At 35.1% G+C, this 17209-nt stretch carries 16 protein-coding genes; all 16 read left to right on the forward strand.

Going from position 1 to position 17209, the window contains the following annotated elements; genetic code table 11:
• Positions 1-304: 304 nt before the first annotated feature.
• The 16 genes from RTP52_RS10995 (at position 305) to RTP52_RS11070 (ending at position 17183) form a co-directional block, all read left to right on the forward strand.
• Positions 305-862, forward strand: a complete 558-nt coding sequence (locus tag RTP52_RS10995; RefSeq protein WP_331661382.1) for a DUF3795 domain-containing protein — start codon at positions 305-307, stop codon at positions 860-862.
• 517 nt (positions 863-1379) lie between these two features.
• The gene (gene topA, locus RTP52_RS11000) at positions 1380-3446 is read left to right on the forward strand and encodes a type I DNA topoisomerase (protein WP_312371294.1); all 2067 of its coding nucleotides are present in this window, start codon (positions 1380-1382) and stop codon (positions 3444-3446) included.
• A 330-nt stretch (positions 3447-3776) separates the two neighbouring features.
• Positions 3777-4544, forward strand: coding sequence for a GTP-sensing pleiotropic transcriptional regulator CodY (gene codY / locus RTP52_RS11005; protein WP_312100115.1), 768 nt, complete (start codon positions 3777-3779; stop codon positions 4542-4544).
• Positions 4545-5106: 562 nt separating this feature from the next.
• Positions 5107-5493 carry a flagellar basal body rod protein FlgB gene (flgB, locus tag RTP52_RS11010; RefSeq protein ID WP_312100117.1) on the forward strand — a complete coding sequence of 129 codons (387 nt, stop codon included), beginning with the start codon at positions 5107-5109 and terminating at the stop codon, positions 5491-5493.
• Between the two features lie 15 nt (positions 5494-5508).
• Positions 5509-5961 carry a flagellar basal body rod protein FlgC gene (flgC, locus tag RTP52_RS11015; RefSeq protein ID WP_312100118.1) on the forward strand — a complete coding sequence of 151 codons (453 nt, stop codon included), beginning with the start codon at positions 5509-5511 and terminating at the stop codon, positions 5959-5961.
• 20 nt (positions 5962-5981) lie between these two features.
• Positions 5982-6302, forward strand: coding sequence for a flagellar hook-basal body complex protein FliE (locus tag RTP52_RS11020; RefSeq protein WP_312100120.1), 321 nt, complete (start codon positions 5982-5984; stop codon positions 6300-6302).
• Between the two features lie 17 nt (positions 6303-6319).
• On the forward strand, positions 6320-7915 hold the full coding sequence (locus RTP52_RS11025) for a flagellar M-ring protein FliF C-terminal domain-containing protein (RefSeq protein WP_312100121.1): 1596 nt from the start codon (positions 6320-6322) through the stop codon (positions 7913-7915).
• Positions 7916-7930: 15 nt separating this feature from the next.
• Positions 7931-8950, forward strand: coding sequence for a flagellar motor switch protein FliG (gene fliG, locus RTP52_RS11030; RefSeq protein ID WP_312100122.1), 1020 nt, complete (start codon positions 7931-7933; stop codon positions 8948-8950).
• 1 nt (position 8951) lies between these two features.
• Complete coding sequence (locus RTP52_RS11035) at positions 8952-9800, forward strand: FliH/SctL family protein (RefSeq protein WP_312100147.1); 849 nt, start codon at positions 8952-8954, stop codon at positions 9798-9800.
• Positions 9801-9934: 134 nt separating this feature from the next.
• A complete protein-coding gene (gene fliI, locus RTP52_RS11040; protein ID WP_312371298.1) occupies positions 9935-11239 on the forward strand; it encodes a flagellar protein export ATPase FliI in 1305 nt (434 codons plus the stop codon).
• Positions 11240-11441: 202 nt separating this feature from the next.
• On the forward strand, positions 11442-11897 hold the full coding sequence (gene fliJ / locus RTP52_RS11045) for a flagellar export protein FliJ (RefSeq protein ID WP_312100124.1): 456 nt from the start codon (positions 11442-11444) through the stop codon (positions 11895-11897).
• Positions 11897-12682, forward strand: coding sequence for a hypothetical protein (locus tag RTP52_RS11050; RefSeq protein WP_312100126.1), 786 nt, complete (start codon positions 11897-11899; stop codon positions 12680-12682). Before fliJ ends, RTP52_RS11050 begins: the two co-directional genes overlap by 1 nt.
• A gap of 169 nt (positions 12683-12851) precedes the next feature.
• On the forward strand, positions 12852-14255 hold the full coding sequence (locus RTP52_RS11055) for a flagellar hook-length control protein FliK (RefSeq protein WP_312371301.1): 1404 nt from the start codon (positions 12852-12854) through the stop codon (positions 14253-14255).
• A 17-nt stretch (positions 14256-14272) separates the two neighbouring features.
• On the forward strand, positions 14273-15109 hold the full coding sequence (locus RTP52_RS11060) for a flagellar hook capping FlgD N-terminal domain-containing protein (protein ID WP_312100129.1): 837 nt from the start codon (positions 14273-14275) through the stop codon (positions 15107-15109).
• A gap of 145 nt (positions 15110-15254) precedes the next feature.
• A complete protein-coding gene (locus RTP52_RS11065) occupies positions 15255-15653 on the forward strand; it encodes a TIGR02530 family flagellar biosynthesis protein (protein ID WP_312100131.1) in 399 nt (132 codons plus the stop codon).
• Positions 15654-15743: 90 nt separating this feature from the next.
• On the forward strand, positions 15744-17183 hold the full coding sequence (locus tag RTP52_RS11070) for a flagellar hook protein FlgE (protein ID WP_312371303.1): 1440 nt from the start codon (positions 15744-15746) through the stop codon (positions 17181-17183).
• Positions 17184-17209: the final 26 nt, after the last annotated feature.

Below are 17209 nucleotides of genomic sequence, written 5' to 3' on the forward strand. Positions count from 1 at the left end.
ATCGTATCAGGCTATTCATGTTGAAGAGCTGCTGGTGAAAACAGATTTAAATCAAGGACAGCTATTAGAAGCTTTGTTTGAATTGGAGAGCAAACAGTATGTTAGATTGATTACTGGGCAGCAGTATATAAGGACGTTGTAATGAAGAGGAGTTGTTATTCTTGTAAGGGCTTGCATATGTATGGCAATGCGCATTAAGGTATCAAGCGAAGGGGAAGATAGGTCGTAAGAGTATTGATAGTTAGTAAGTAAGGTGGTAATCTATTTATAGAGATTATTTTTATTTGCTTAAGGAGTGTTAATATTGAAAAATTTCAGTAGGACAGATTTGATGTTTTCATTATGCGGATTGAATTGTAACCTTTGCACAATGAAATTGGACAATTATTGCCCAGGATGTGGCGGAGGATCAGGTAATCAAGGATGTTCCATTGCAAAGTGTAGCTTGCTACATCAAGGCATTGAGTATTGCTTTCTTTGTGAAGAATACCCATGTAGTAAATACGAAGGCATAGAAAAATATGATTCTTTTATCACACATCGAAAACAACTAAGTGATATGAAAAAGGCACGAATGGTGGGTTTAGATAGATATCACTTGGAATTAGAGGGAAAAGCTGAAATACTAAGATATCTACTTGAAAATTATAACGACGGAAGGAGAAAAACATTCTTTTGTCTAGCAATTAATCTACTAGAGGTTAGCGATATAAGGGAAGTAGTTGAGAAACTAAAAAAGCAAATAGATCTAAATCATAAAACAATGAAAGAAAAGGCTTTGGTTGCTGTATCACTATTTCAAGAAATAGCAGATAAGAATAACATCTTACTTAAGCTCAATAAAAAGCCATCGAAAAAGTAGTGCGGTATTTGTTCTGTAAGTAAAATGGGGTAAAGAGGGGGAAAAAGAAATTATACCTTTCTCTTTACCCTTTTTTGCTTTATCATTTATCATATGGGTTGAAAACAAGAGTAAAATGCTTTATGATAGCATCTACAGGTAACTGAATCTTGCTTTCTGCGTAAATTCTCCTTATATAATAAGGAATAAATAAAACATATCAAAAGATTATATTAATATTTAATAATAATTAGTTAAGATAATTCATATACTTGTAACGAAAAAAGACCAAGAATCTCTTTGAGAATTGTTGGTATATTACGAGATATAGGGTATATTATCGGAAATTGTAACACTATCATAAACATATTTATTAAAATTTTACTTGAAAGCAAATTAGAAATAGTATATGATTATTTGAGTTTAGAGCTAAAAAAATGGGAAATTATTCTTAATTGAGTAGAAAATAAGGTTAGACAATAATGCATTAATTTTAAGAAGATTATAGTCTACTGATATATATGAGGGGAGTTTATCAATGCCAAAATATTTAGTAATAGTAGAATCACCAGCAAAGGCAAAAACAATAAAAAAATTTTTAGGAACTAATTATGAAGTTCTTGCATCAAACGGTCATGTAAGGGATTTACCAAAAAGTCAGATGGGAATTGATGTTGAGAATGGATTTGAACCCAAATACATTACAATTCGGGGAAAAGGAGATTTATTAGCAAAACTCCGTAAGGAAGTAAAAAAGGCAGATAAAGTATATCTCGCAACTGACCCTGACCGTGAAGGAGAGGCGATTTCTTGGCATTTATCACAAACGTTAAAGTTAGATGATAAGAGCGCAAGCAGAATTACTTTCAATGAAATCACAAAGAATGCAATTAAAAATTCGATTAAAGAAGCTCGTGAGATTGATATGAATCTCGTGGACTCTCAGCAAGCAAGAAGAATGTTAGACAGAATGGTTGGTTATAAAATTAGTCCGCTTCTTTGGGCTAAGGTTAAAAGAGGATTAAGTGCTGGTAGAGTACAGTCTGTAGCACTTCGAATCATTTGTGACCGTGAAGAAGAAATTAACGATTTTGTACCAAAGGAATATTGGAATTTAGATGCTTCATTTAAAGTAAAAGGTGAAAAAAAGCCATTGATTGCAAAATTCTATGGAGATACGAAAAAGAAGCTTGCCATAGAATCCAAAGAAGAGATGGATAAAATATTAGCAGATTTAAAAGACGCTCAGTTTAAAATTACGGAAGTAAAGCGTGGAGAACGTCAGAAGAAGGCTCCGCTACCATTTACCACAAGTACATTACAACAAGAGGCTGCGAAGCTTTTAAACTTTTCCACACAAAAAACAATGCGTATTGCCCAACAATTATATGAAGGCGTGGATGTAAAAGGGCATGGAACGATTGGTTTGATATCTTACCTACGTACAGATTCTATCAGAGTTTCGGAAGAAGCAGATACAGCTGCAAGAGAATTTATCAAAACTCAGTACAAACCAGAGTATGTGAATAGTCAGGACGTTAATAAAACAACTGGGAAAAAGATTCAAGATGCTCATGAAGCAATAAGACCAACTTATGTAGATTTAACACCGGTAATTGTAAAAGAATCTCTAAGTAGAGAGCAATTTCGTTTATATCAACTAATATGGAAAAGATTCATTGCAAGTCGTATGCAGCCAGCCAAGTATGAAACCTCTACAGCGAAAATCGATGGAAATGGATATCGATTTACAGTAGCATCCTCTAAGCTTATATTTGATGGTTTTATGGCTGTTTATGCGAGTGATGATGAGGAAGAAGAAAATACAAACTCCAATATGATGTCCTTATCCGAGGATACACAATTAACATTTGAAGAATTTAATTATAGTCAACATTTTACACAAGCGCCACCACATTATACAGAAGCTGCATTAGTAAAGTCGCTAGAGGAGTTAGGTATCGGTAGACCAAGTACTTATGCACCGACGATAACCACCATCATTGCTAGACGTTATGTAATCAAAGAAAATAAAAACCTTTATGTGACAGAGCTTGGAGAAGCTGTTAATAGAATAATGAAACAAGCTTTTCCATCCATTGTTGATGTGAATTTCACAGTAAATTTAGAAGCTTTATTAGATGGCGTTGAGGATGGAGTTGTAAATTGGAAGACAGTAGTAAGTAATTTCTATCCTGACTTAGAAAATGCAGTACAAGATGCCGAAAAGCAATTGGAGCAAATAACAATTGAAGATGAAACGACAGACGTTATCTGTTCTGAATGTGGAAGAAACATGGTAATTAAATATGGTCCACACGGAAAATTCTTAGCGTGCCCTGGATTTCCAGAATGTAGAAATACAAAACCTTACTTTGAAAAAATCGGTGTTGCATGTCCATTATGTGGTAGTGATATTATTATAAAGAAAACAAAAAAAGGCCGTAGATTTTATGGCTGTGAGAATAATCCGGAATGTGAATTCATGTCTTGGCAAAAACCATCTGGAAAGTTATGTCCAATATGCAAAGGAATTATGGTGGAAAAGGGCCAGAAATTAGTTTGTGTCAATGAAGGCTGTGGACATGTAGAGAATAAAGAATAAAAGTTTGATAAGAAAGTGTAAAACAGTAAGAATGATATAAAATCATTAGTAAAGAGAGATAACTTCGAACTTTTTAGGGAACTTTCTCTTGCAAAATGGTTTATAATGAGATTGTAAGAGAATTGGCTACAATCTCATTTTTTTTCAAATAGTCTTAACTTTTGAAAAATAACAGAAATAATGTTATGAAATGTGTGTCAAAATAAGAAATTTACTATTGTTTTTTAAAAAAGAATGTGATAGAATGTAACATAGATTAAAAGGTATATTATACCACATGTGATATGTATGTTATGAATTAGGCCAAAATAAGGTCACGGGGGTTCTTACATGAGCGTACAGTTGTTGGATAAAACCAGAAAAATTAATAAGTTATTACACAATAATAACTCACACAAGGTAGTATTTAATGATATTTGTTCCGTACTTAGTGATATCTTAGAGTCCAATATTCTTGTGATAAGCAAGAAAGGAAAAGTACTAGGTATTAAAAACAGAACAGATATTACTCCAATCAATGAATTGATTAAAGATTCAGTAGGTGGTTACATCGACGGAATGTTGAATGAACGTCTACTAAACATTTTATCAACAAAAGAAAATGTGAATTTAGCAACCTTAGGTTTTGAATTTGACGGTGTGAATGATTATCAGGCAATTATTACACCAATCGACATCGCCGGTGAGAGACTTGGAACCTTGTTCTTATATAAGAACAAAGACCAATATTCTATTGACGACATAATTTTAAGTGAGTATGGTACTACCGTAGTAGGGCTTGAGATGATGCGTTCCGTGAATGAAGAAAATGCGGAAGAAAACAGAAAGGTACATATTGTACGATCTGCTATCAGCACACTTTCTTTCTCTGAATTGGAAGCAATCACTCATATATTTGAAGAACTAGAAGGAAATGAAGGTATCTTAGTTGCCAGCAAGATAGCAGACCGCGTAGGTATTACAAGATCTGTTATTGTAAATGCACTTAGAAAATTTGAGAGTGCAGGCGTTATTGAATCCAGATCTTCTGGTATGAAGGGAACTTATATTAAAGTTCTCAATGATGTAGTTTTTGAAGAATTAAAAAAGATGCATTAAATCATAACAGGCTTATAAGGCAACTTATGAGTCTGTTTTTTTGTGAAAATTATCTTATAATTAGTTATTTGTATAAATTCAATTAGTTTCGTTTATAAGAATTATTTCGTTTAATTGATAGATTTAACTAAAAAAAATAATTATTAACCAAATTGTTTGAAAATAATATGCTAAATTATATAGGAAAAAAGTAGTTGTTGTAATTTTAGCAAATTTATGAAACAGTTGGCTTTACTGAGGTTTTTCCGTAATAATACCGTAAGGAAATTTTAATAGTACATATTACTTATTTTTAAAAGTTGTCAGAAATATTATAATTCGTTTATACGACAAAAAGATTCATTAATTTACTAAAAGATACAAAATCTAGTGTAATTCATCAATATTTTTAAATATACCTTGTGTTTTCCAGGGCATTTATTTATAATAGGTAAAGATTATTCAATAAAATGTCAGACAATCATAATAATGGAAGAAATTCTATACGAAATCTTATAAAAAGTGTTTTTAAATTATAAAAAATTACTAGGGCAGTACTACCTAGATGAAAGAGGGAGAAAAAATGATTGGTTCGAACGCATTCGGTTATGTTAACGTGCTGAATAAAGCTGCAGATGCCAGTGTGATACGCCAGGAGCTACTAGCTAATAATTTAGCCAACAATGATACGCCGGACTACAAACGTAAAGATTTAAACTTTGAATCGTATTTGAAGAAGGAGTTAAAAGGGGAAGAGGATTTGGATAAGCGAGTAGCAAATGCGAATCTATCAAAACTAAATGGGTCAATATACACAGACAGAGCAAATTTAAGTTATCGATACGATGGTAATAACGTAGATGTTGATGTAGAAGAAGGATATATAGCAGAAAATCAAATTCGTTATTACACATTATTACAAACTATGACTGAGGAATTTCAACGCCTTAGAATGGTGTTATCAAGATAATAGGGGGGTAATGTAATGTCTATTTTTAATGGCATGAATATTAGTGCAAGTGGTATGTCGGCTCAACGACTTAGAATGGATATTATCTCTCAGAATATTGCAAACGTAGAAACTACGAGAGATGAGAATGGTAATCCGTATCGCAGAAAAACAGTTGTATTTTCAGAAAGAGAGTCAGATGGCTTTGGTACTGTATTAGCACAAACAGCTGCTAGTAAAGCTTCTGACAAGCAGGGGAATGGCGTTAAGGTTACTGCGATAGTAGAAGACCATGTAACAGCGATGAAAAGAGTATACAATCCATCCCATCCAGATGCAGATCAAGACGGATATGTAACCATGCCGAATGTAAATACGGTGACTGAAATGACAAACTTAATCAGTGCAACACGTTCTTATGAAGCTAATGTTACAGCATTTAATGCTACAAAAAATATGCTTTTAAAAGGTCTTGAAGTAGGCAAGTAAAAGAGGGAAAGGGGATTACAATGGATATCACTAGTATTTCATCTGTTCAGGGACTTGGTTCTCTTAAGAATGGAATCGTAAATGGTTCAGAGAGTGCAACTAAAAATCGTAATCAAGCATTTGAGACTATGTTTCAGTCTGCACTTGATATGATAAAAGGAACGCAAGCTTATACAGACCAAGCAGAACAGGCAGCAATGGATTATGCGATGGGTGTAACAAATAGCACTCATGACTTGCAGATTGCGCAGACAAAAGCAAGTATTTCTTTGCAATATACCGTAGCAGTTCGCAACGCGGTTTTGGATGCATACAAGGAGATTATGCAACTACAATTTTAGCATACGAGGGTTAAATAATGCAGGAACGAATAAAACAGATACCTGTTCGCTTATTAGAAATATGGAAGAAATATAGTAAGAAGCAAAGAATAATTATTATCAGCGTAGTAAGTTCTGTTATCTGTGCTTTATTACTTCTTATCTTTCTACTTGGCAGAACGGAATACGTAGAGCTCATAGAACTAGAGGATACCAAAACTGCGTCACAAGCAATTGAAATTCTTAAGGAGAATGGTATCGCTTATCAATTAAAAGATGATGGTGTAACAGTCTTAGTAGATGATACGAAAAAGACAGAGGCAAAGTTATTGATAGCGGATAGTGAAATTGCTTCGAAAGCAAAGCTAAGTTTAGAACAATTACTAAACAATGATATGTCTACCACAAACTATGATAAGCAAACAAAGCTTCATCTATATTACCAAGGTGATTTAGAAGAGTTATTAAAGAAACAGGAAGGGATTGATGATGCAAGAATCAGTTATTTACCTTCCGATAAAAGATCAAGCATTTTAGAACAAGAAAAAGAAATTAGTTGTAGTATTTTTCTTACAATTAATAATAAATTTAAAAAATCCTCTGCGGAGGCTATTGCAATTACAGTTGCAAATAGTTTAGGAAATGAAACTACGAATAAGGTTAAAGTAATCGATCAGTATGGTAATTTACTATACAATGGACCAGAAGATGAAGAGAGTGAATACACGAATAAAAACTTAGAGTTTCGTCAAGCGGTATTAGCTGATTACACTGAACGAGTAGTGCGCTTTGGATTAATGAACGGTTTTGACTATGTAGAGCCAAGTTTCGCACTTGATATAAATTTTGATAAAACAACGGAAGAAATTCGTGAGTATTTCGCGGGAGAAGGTTTAGAGCAAGGGTTATATCAAACATATCAAAAAATATCATCAGAAAATAAAGGTTCGAATGGAGATATACCAGGAACTGACTCAAATACAGATACCGATTACTACATACAAACAGAAGAATCCGGTAAAAGCAGTTATGATGAATTAAATATTACTTATCTTCCAAGTGAGAAACTTACGAAGACACTAAAGGGATGGGGCCTTGTAAATGTCGATACGTCAAAGGTTGCTATCGCGTTAAAACGTGTGAAGGATATCAAAGAAGAAGATTTGAAACTCTTAGGTCTTTTAGATGACACGACTTTTGAGGAATATGTACTAAATAACAGTGAACCAAAACAATTGGAAGTTAGCAAGGAATATTATACTTTGTTTGCAAATGCAACAGGACTTAATGAGAATAATATTTCTCTGATTATGTGGGAAGTTCCAAACTTTATAGGGGCACCGAAGTCTGATGTAAACTGGCAGTTAATACTTGAAATTATACTTGCGGCATTAATTTTAGGTCTATTGATCTTTGTGGTATTCCGTGGCATGGCACCGGTAGAAGTTACCGAAATTGAACCGGAATTATCAGTAGAGCAGCTGTTAGCTACTACAAAAGAAAATCAATCCTTAGATGATATTGAATTTAGTGAAAAATCAGAAACCAGACGTATGATTGAAAAATTTGTGGATGAAAATCCAGAAGCAGTTGCTAATTTGCTTCGTAATTGGTTAACAGACGGTTGGGGTTGATTAAGGAGGAAAGATATGGCTTTAAAGCAGGTATCATCAGAATTTACAGGTGTTCAAAAATCTGCAATCCTTCTGATTGCATTAGGACCGGAACGCTCAGCAAATATATTTAAACATTTAAAGGAAGATGAAATAGAACAACTTACTTTGGAGATAGCAAACACAAGGAGTATCGCTCCTTCTACGAAAGAAGCGATTCTTGATGAATTCTATCAGGTATGCCTTGCTCAGCAGTATATTGCTGAGGGTGGTATTACTTATGCGAAAGACTTACTTGAAAAAGCCTTGGGAGCAGAGAAAGCGAAAGAAGTACTTGGAAAACTTACTGCATCTTTACAAGTGCGTCCATTCGAGTTTGTTAGAAAAACAGATGCGAATCAATTACTAAACTTTATTCAAGACGAACATCCACAAACTATAGCACTTATTTTATCTTATCTTTCTGCTGGACAGGCAGCTACGATTATTTCATCGTTAACGCCTGATAAGCAGGCAGATGTTGCAAAACGTATTGCTCAGATGGATCGTACGTCACCTGATGTAATAAAGGAAGTAGAGAGAGTACTAGAGAGAAAGTTATCCTCTTTAGTAAATCAGGATTACACAATCGCAGGTGGCGTCGATGCTATTGTTGATATCTTAAATACGGTTGACCGTGGTACAGAACGCCATATTCTGGAGAATTTGGAGCTCGAAGAACCAGAACTTGCAGACGAAATTCGAAAGAAGATGTTCGTCTTCGAAGATATTATCACACTGGACGACAAATCCATTCAGCGTGTGCTTCGTGAAGTGGATAACAACGAGCTTGCAGTTGCTCTTAAGAGCACAACAGAAGAAGTACAGAGTATTATTTTCAATAACTTAAGTAAGCGTCTTGCTGCTATGATTAGAGAAGATATGGAATTTATGGGACCTGTACGTCTGAAAGATGTTGAAGAAGCTCAACAGAAGATTGTTAATATTATTAGAAAGCTGGAAGACTCTGCTGAAATCATCATTTCCAGAGGTGGGGGTGACGAGATAGTTGTCTAATGTGATAAAGGCATATTCGATTCGGTATGAGGAAGAAAAAAAGGTAATTGATACAAATACCTTATCGGAAGAACATATTAAGAAGTTTTTAGACAGTATAATAGGCAGGACTGAAGTCACAGGTGAAATTGCTTGTGCGAAAGAAGGATTTGTCGAAGGGTTGTCAGCTATAAAAGTTGAGGCTTTTTCAGAAGAAGATAAGCCAAGCGAAGAAGATTTGATGAGACAATCGGAAGAACAGATGATAGAAAATAATCGTAGGCTGGTAGAACAATCACAGCAGATTATAGAACAGGCTAAATCTGAAGTTGCTAGTATGATGAGTCAAGCAAAGATTGATGCAGAAAAGATTAAAATAGATGTCATACAGAAGGCAAAGCAAGAAGGATATGAAAAAGGATTACAAGAAGCTTTGATGGAGCAACAGAAAAGAAATGCTGAATTAGATGCAGAAAAGAATCGTCTGAAAGAAGAATATGAACAAAAGGTAAGAGACTTAGAGCCTTCCTTTATCGATTTATTCCTTACTTTTATGAAGCATTTTACAGGAGTTTTATTAGAGGATAAAAAGGAAATCATCTATCACATGATTGAGCGGGAGTTTCTTACAATAGAAAACAGTAGTTCCTACCTAATTCGAGTTTCTCATGATGATTTTGAAGCGGTTCATTCTAAAAAGGATGAAATTTTATGGAAACTGAAAGAGAATACGGAACTTGAAATTGTGGAGGACCGTCTTCTTAACAAAGGACAGTGCCTAATAGAGACAGATAGCCGTGTCATTGATTGTAGTTTGGATGTCCAATTAAAGAATTTAATGAATGACATGAAGTTTCTGGCAGGAGTGTGAAAGAAAATTTATAATTTTCTTTCACACAGCCTACTAAGTGGGCATGTTTGTGCCTGCGTCTTACTCGGTACAAACTTCTACCTACTACTGAGCAATGCTCAAATTCGCAGATTTGTAACAGAATGGAGTTTATAATGATAGATTTTAACAAGTATGAAGAACTTCTTATGAAATCATATGCAAACCGTTTGGGTAAGGTAACAAAGGTAGTTGGACTAACGGTGGAATCTATCGGTCCTGACGCCAGTGTTAATGATCTTTGTGAAATTATTTCACAAGACAAGAGCATAGTAGTGAAGGCAGAAGTAATTGGCTTTCGAGATGATAGACTTCTGCTAATGCCATACGATGACATCACAGGGATTGGTGTTGGTAGTATGGTATTAAACCGAAAAGAACCATTGCTGGTTAAAGTCGGTGATGAACTTCTTGGTCAGGCGTTAGATGGTTTAGGAAATCCAATGGATATGAGTACTCTTTCGCTTAGTGAAAGTTATCCAGTTGATGCAAAAGCACCAGATCCTATGGACAGGGAATTGATTGGAGAGGTATTATCACTCGGGGTTAGAGCTGTTGATGGCTTGCTTACGATAGGAAAAGGCCAACGTATTGGTATCTTTGCAGGTAGTGGTGTTGGAAAAAGTACATTACTTGGTATGTTTGCAAGGAATACGAAAGCTGATATCAATGTAATTGCATTAATCGGAGAGCGTGGTAGGGAAGTAAAAGAATTTATCGAGAGGGATCTAGGACCGGAAGGTGTGAAGCGTTCTGTCTTAGTTATTGCAACCTCGGATAAGCCAGCTCTTATACGAAAAAAGGCAGCGAAAACTGCAACAGCGATTGCAGAGTATTTTAGAGACAAAGGAAAAGATGTTTTGTTAATGATGGACTCGTTAACAAGATTTTCAATGGCTCAAAGAGAAATTGGATTAGCTAGCGGAGAACCGCCTGTATCGAGAGGATATCCTCCTAGTGTTTACTCTGAGATGCCTAAGCTCCTAGAAAGAGCAGGTAATAGTGACAAAGGCTCTATTACAGGGCTTTATACAGTTTTAGTAGATGGTGATGATTTTAATGAACCAATTACCGATACAGCAAGAGGTATCCTAGATGGACATATCATGCTATCGAGAAAATTGGCGCAAAAGAATCATTATCCTGCAATCGATGTGTTGGCAAGTATCTCTCGTGTTATGAGTGCAATTGCAACTTCAGAACATAAAAAGCTTGCAGGTAAATTAAAGATGGTATTAGCGACATACCAGGATGCAGAGGATTTGATAAATATTGGAGCCTACAAATCTGGGACAAACAAAAATATTGACTATGCCATGAGAAAGATTGAACAGGTTAATGAGTTTCTATCCCAGCAAGTCGATGAGAAAGCAGATTTTGAGGATACCATTCACAAATTAGAAAGTATATTTGAAGATTAATTAGTTAGAAGTTACATCTATAAAATATCTTCTATCTACGCAATCTTCCTAAGCAATATAATGTTTGAATGGAGTTAAACAAGAAAAGGTACGCTTTGCGAACTTTTCCTTGCATGAATAATTTCGTTTTTGTTAATAAGCACAAACGAAGGATGCGAAGATAAGCACACGCATGAATGCGTGAGCAGGAATGAGGACAGCTATGAAGAAGTTCGTCTATCCAATGCAAAGTATATTAAACATTAAAAATAAGCTAGAAGAGCAAGAAAAAAATAATTATGGCATTGCAAAAGCTAAATTAATAGAAGAAGAGCATAAATTAATGGAGTTAGTGGAGAGAAAAGATTCCTATGAGTTTCAGATAAAGGAAGCGATGTCTTCGACATTAAACATTGCAAATATTCGAAGATTAGAAGATGCGATAGAGTCGATGAAACAGTTTATTAAGCAACAGACAAAAGCTGTAGTAAAGGCAGAGCAAGCGGTAGAATTGGCGATGCAAAGACTTAAAAGTGCAATGATTGAACGAAAAACCCATGATAAACTTAGAGAAAATGCTTTTGATAGTTATCTCAAAGAATACGCCGGGGAAGAAATGAAGGAAATTGATGAACTAGTCAGCTTCCAATATGGCAAGAAAGCAAAGGAGATCGTATAATGGCAAGAAAGAAACGTGATGAGTCGGATAAGAAGAAAAAATCAAATGGTACAATGGCAACGGTTCTTGTAGTTGTTGGTATTATGTTGATCTGGCTTCTTCTCTTAGGAGTATTGTTACGCTTAGATGTTGGTGGCATCGGTACTTCATTACGTCCGTCATTTAAGAATGTTCCGATATTGAAAATGTTATTGCCTCCGGTTTCGGAAGAACAGCTGATATGGGAAGAAAATTATCCTTATGAAAGTATTACAGATGCGGTCAATCGAATTAAAGAACTAGAGGTTGAGTTAGATACTGCATTACAATCGAGTAAAACATACGCAGATAGAAATGCGCAATTAGAAGCCGAAGTCGCAAGATTAAAGGTGTTTGAGGATAATGTTCTTGCTTTTGAAAATCGAGTAAAAGCATTTGATAAAAACGTGGTATTTAATGATAAAGCTCCAAGTATTGAAGAATATAAAAAATACTACGAAGAAATTAATCCAACAACAGCAGAAGAAATTTACCGTTTGGTGTTAGAGCAATTACAATATGATGCTAGCATTATAGAGAAAGCAAAAATTATTAAAACGATGAAACCTTCTCAAGCTGCTCAAGTAATTGAGGAGATGACGGCAGATATTGAATGGACCGCAAAAGTATTACTTAGCATGAAAGCAGATGAAAGTGCAGCAATCTTTGATAAGATGAATAAGCTTTATTCAGCAAAAATATTCAAAAAAATGGCCGACATGGATGAAGATAAGTTAAATAGTATAAAAGCAAGTTTGACTAATTAACAAATTAGCTTAAAAGTCTTTAGTTAGAGATTTTATACGGTATGAAAGGCTTAGTAAGAAAAAGCAAATCAAGCTATAGTTTGATAAGTAAAACATGGCAAGCTAGAGCTTGATGAGCAAAAGCTTAATAAGCTTAACATAAATAATAATTTAAGAAAGGAGGGACACAATGCAGATGCAATCCGTTATGTTAGGTGGAGTAGATACTGCAAATTTATTAAGCTCTATCGCTATGGAAAGTAAGACTACGAATAGCCCCAAGGTGATGTCTTTTGATAAGATGTTACAGGGAAGTACTGAAGTTAAATCAAAGTCAGAACCAGTTAACACTTTGAAACAAGATAAGATGAAAGACTCTTCTACGAAAGTATCAAAGGATAATGCTAAAATAGTATCGAAGGATAATACTACAGTAGCTAATAAAGAAACTGCGAAGATACCTGTGGCGAATGAGAATAGCATTTCCGATACTGACTCAGTGTCTAGACAAACAGAGAAACATGATTTAACTAGTCAAACAGACAGTATTACAAAAGCAGTGGAAGAAGTTAAGGAAACAATTTTGAAGACTCTTTCCATTACCGAAGAAGAATTAACGGAATTTATGAGTATTCTAGGGATTTCTATGTTGGATTTATTAAGTCCAGAGAGTTTAAAGCAATTAACCCTTGTAAGTGCTGGTACTGATGACATCACTATTCTTTTGACCGATGAAAATTTAAATCAGTCATTAAATCAGTTATTGGAATCACTTGATCAAATCATGGATCAATGTGGAATTAAGCAAGAGGATGTTTTAACGCTACAAAACATGGAGAAAGAATTTGCATCTCTTATAGAACAATCCGAGGATGATATGGATTCCGAGGAACCTGTAGAAGGTGTTGGTAATAACAATATCAAAGTGCAGGAACAAAGAGAGGATGCAGATACGAAAGAAGAAGCTTCTGTTAATTTTGAGTTTACTGCTGTAAAACAATCAGAAGATGGCAGTACAAAGCAATCTACAGATAGTCACAAGAAGGATCAAACACCAGATAATCAAATAACGCAAGGGGAACAGTTTTTAAATCAATTAACTCAGACAGTTACAACAAGAACAGATTTTTCTGACGAGTTAACTACCATTAGGGAGTTGCGTGATATTACGAATCAGATTGTCGAACAAATTAAAGTCGTAATAAAACCATCTCAAACATCTATGGATATGATGTTAAATCCGGAACACCTTGGAAGAGTGCAACTTAACATAAGTTCAAAAGAAGGCGTTTTAACTGCTTCTTTCATCACTCAGAATCAGGTTGCGAAAGAAGCAATCGAAAGTCAGATGCAAGTACTAAAAGAAAATCTTGAGGCACAGGGGTTAAAAGTTGAAGAAATTGAAGTTACAATAGCTAACTTTTCTTTTCAACAAAGTAGCCAAATGGATGGAGAAAACAAAAATAGTGAGCAAGGAAAAGCAAAATCAAATAAAACTCTTCGATTGGATAGCTTAGAAGATATACCAGTTGAAGAAGAGGAAAATGAGAATTTGAATGTGTTATCTGGTTCTAACTTCGATACCTCAGCTTAACTTGCAGAAAGGGTAATATGGCAGAAATTATCGGTAGTGTTAAAGATGGTATTTTAGAGCAAACGAATACCGCCATTACAACAACAAACAAACCAAAGGTTGGAACTTCAGAACTTGGTAAAGACGCATTCTTACAATTATTAGTATGTCAGATGCAGAACCAAGATCCTTTAAATCCAAGTACAGATACCGAATTTGTTTCTCAGTTAGCAACATTTTCACAACTAGAAGAATTACAAAACTTAACTGCATCGACCGATAAATCGCAAGCATTTTCGTTGGTTGGAAAAGATGTTATCTTGACTGCTACAGACGGTTTTGGAAAAACAACTTATATCAGTGGAACTGTTGATTTTATCAATATGTCAAAATCAAAAGTAAAGCTTTCTGTGAATGGCGATTTATATGATATGGATCAGTTATATACTGTTGTTGATAATAACTATATTGTTGAACAGGGAAGACCAAAGGTTCCTGAAAAGGTGAATTTTGAATTTGACGCTGACAAGCCAAGTGATCTTACATTTGAAGTTAATCTTGGAGAAGGCGAAACGGTAGCAAATCAAGTTGCTGTTATCATTAACAATCTTATTCTTGATTCAAAGTATGTGTCACTGAATGGTAATAAGCTTACAATTAGTAAAGATATCTTATCTGCTTTACCAAACGGAGAATATAAACCAGCAATTGTATTTAATGATGCTTTATATACTACAATATCCGATCAGGTTCATATTAAGGTTGTAAATTCTGAAGCGACTAGTATGCCATCAGGAGAAGAAGATAAGGAATCCGGGGATACTGGGAATGAAGAAAATGATGAGACTAAGACTCAAGAAAATGCATTAGTATAAGAGAAACTAGAAGTTTGTTTTCGTCCACGACAGTAGTAGTAGAGTGAAAGTAAATCCTTCTCACTCATCAAGTTTGTGTCTATGCTGCGTACACAAATTTGATAATATGCATTGTCTTTTCAGCAGCGGAGAAAAGAGGAAAAGTATGAATCAAATAAATAAAAACTTTACCTCCATCGAGCAGGCAGCAAGTAGGTATCTGCCAAAAAGTAATAAGCAAACGACATCCTCCATATTACCAAGTGGTAAGAGCTTCCAAGAAATCTTATTGGAACAGCAGTCTACCACAAAGGATACGGAACTTAAATTCTCCAAACATGCGAATGAACGCCTATTAAGTAGGAATATTGATTTAACAAGTTCTCAATTAGAACGGTTACAATCAGGTGCAAAAATGGCAAGTGAAAAAGGAATCAAAGAGTCGTTAGTCATGGTGGACAATCTCGCATTTATTGTAAACATTAAAAATAATACCGTAGTAACTGCAGTGAATGATGGAGATGATAGAGTATTTACTAACATTGACGGTGCAGTAATAATGTAAAGATGTGAATGAAACCGCTGGACCTTCGGGAAGCGATATTAGTGGATTGACAGAAGCTAATCACATTCACCTAGTAGGAGGTTTTTTCTTATGATGAGATCATTATATTCTGGTGTATCAGGTCTTAGAGTTCACCAGACCAAGATGGACGTAATTGGTAATAACATATCAAACGTCAACACAGTAGGTTTTAAAGCAAGTTCTGCAACATTTTCTGATATTTTATATCAGACAACCAAAAGTGCCTCTGGCCCTAACCCTAATACTGGGACAGCTGGTACAAACGCAATGCAGGTTGGTCTTGGTGCAAATCTTGCATCCATTACAGCAAGCATTACAAAAACCGGTGGTTCTCAAAGAACGGATAATCCTTTCGATTTAATGATTGAAGGAGACGGTTTCTTTGTTGTAAATAATGGTGTAGGTAACTACTTTACCAAAGCAGGTTCTTTTAACGTAGATGCAGCAGGTACTTTATGTACCCCAACTGGTGCAACCGTAATGGGATGGCAGCCTAGTTTAGAGGATCCTAAGAAGACAGTACCTGGTACAGTTTCGCCGCTACGTATTATGTCACCAGATAATCTATATTCTGCACCAGAAGCTACCACTGATGTGTATCTTCATGGAAACATTGATAGTATGGATACAAACTTAACATCATCAGCAGGACGTATTGTGAACATGTCTTTCTTTGATAATTTAGGTAATAGCTATACTGCAGAACTTAAGATTAAACAAAGTGAAGATTCTAAAAGTGATTATAAGGTAACCGTTCAAAATATCTATAATAAGAATGGTGATTCTATCTTCGCTAAGAAAGTAGTTGATCCAGACACTGGTGATATTACATACGAGGCTTCTAACATTACCGACTTTAGTTTTGGTAGTGGCAGTGGTTCTGCTACCGTAAATGATGATGGAACGATAGAAGTAGATTGTGATGAAATCGACCTTAAATTCAATGGTGCAAATGGTAATTTCGTTAGTATAGGAGACGATGCAGATAATGCTACTGGCATTAAGTTTAAGGTAAATGCTGATCCTGACCCATTTAAGGATGTTAATATTGATTTCTCTTCCATTACTATGTACAACAACAGTGGTACAACAACAGTAGAGTCCACTAAAGGAACAAAAGCAGATGGAACTGGTGCAGGTAAGGAAGCTGGTAATATGTCAGGTATTTCTATAGATCAGCAGGGTATGATTTTTGGTACTTATGACAATGGAGATCGTAAATTACTTGGACAAGTTGTTGTTGCAACTTTCTCTAATCCAGCAGGATTAGAGGCGATTGGAAATAATATGTTCGCAGCTACACCAAACTCTGGAGAATTTAACGGCGTCGGCGAGGATATCACGGCTTCCGGTGGTAAGTTCATAACAGGTGTACTTGAGATGTCGAACGTTGACCTTTCACAGCAGTTTACAGAAATGATAACAACGCAAAGAGGTTTCCAGGCAAATTCAAGAATAATAACGACCTCAGATACCCTTCTTGAGGAGTTAATTAACTTGAAGCGATAAGTGTGAAAGAAAATTAAAATTTTCTT

It is taken from the genome of Lachnoclostridium sp., from assembly GCF_031997925.1.
Lineage (GTDB): Bacteria > Bacillota > Clostridia > Lachnospirales > Lachnospiraceae > Lachnoclostridium.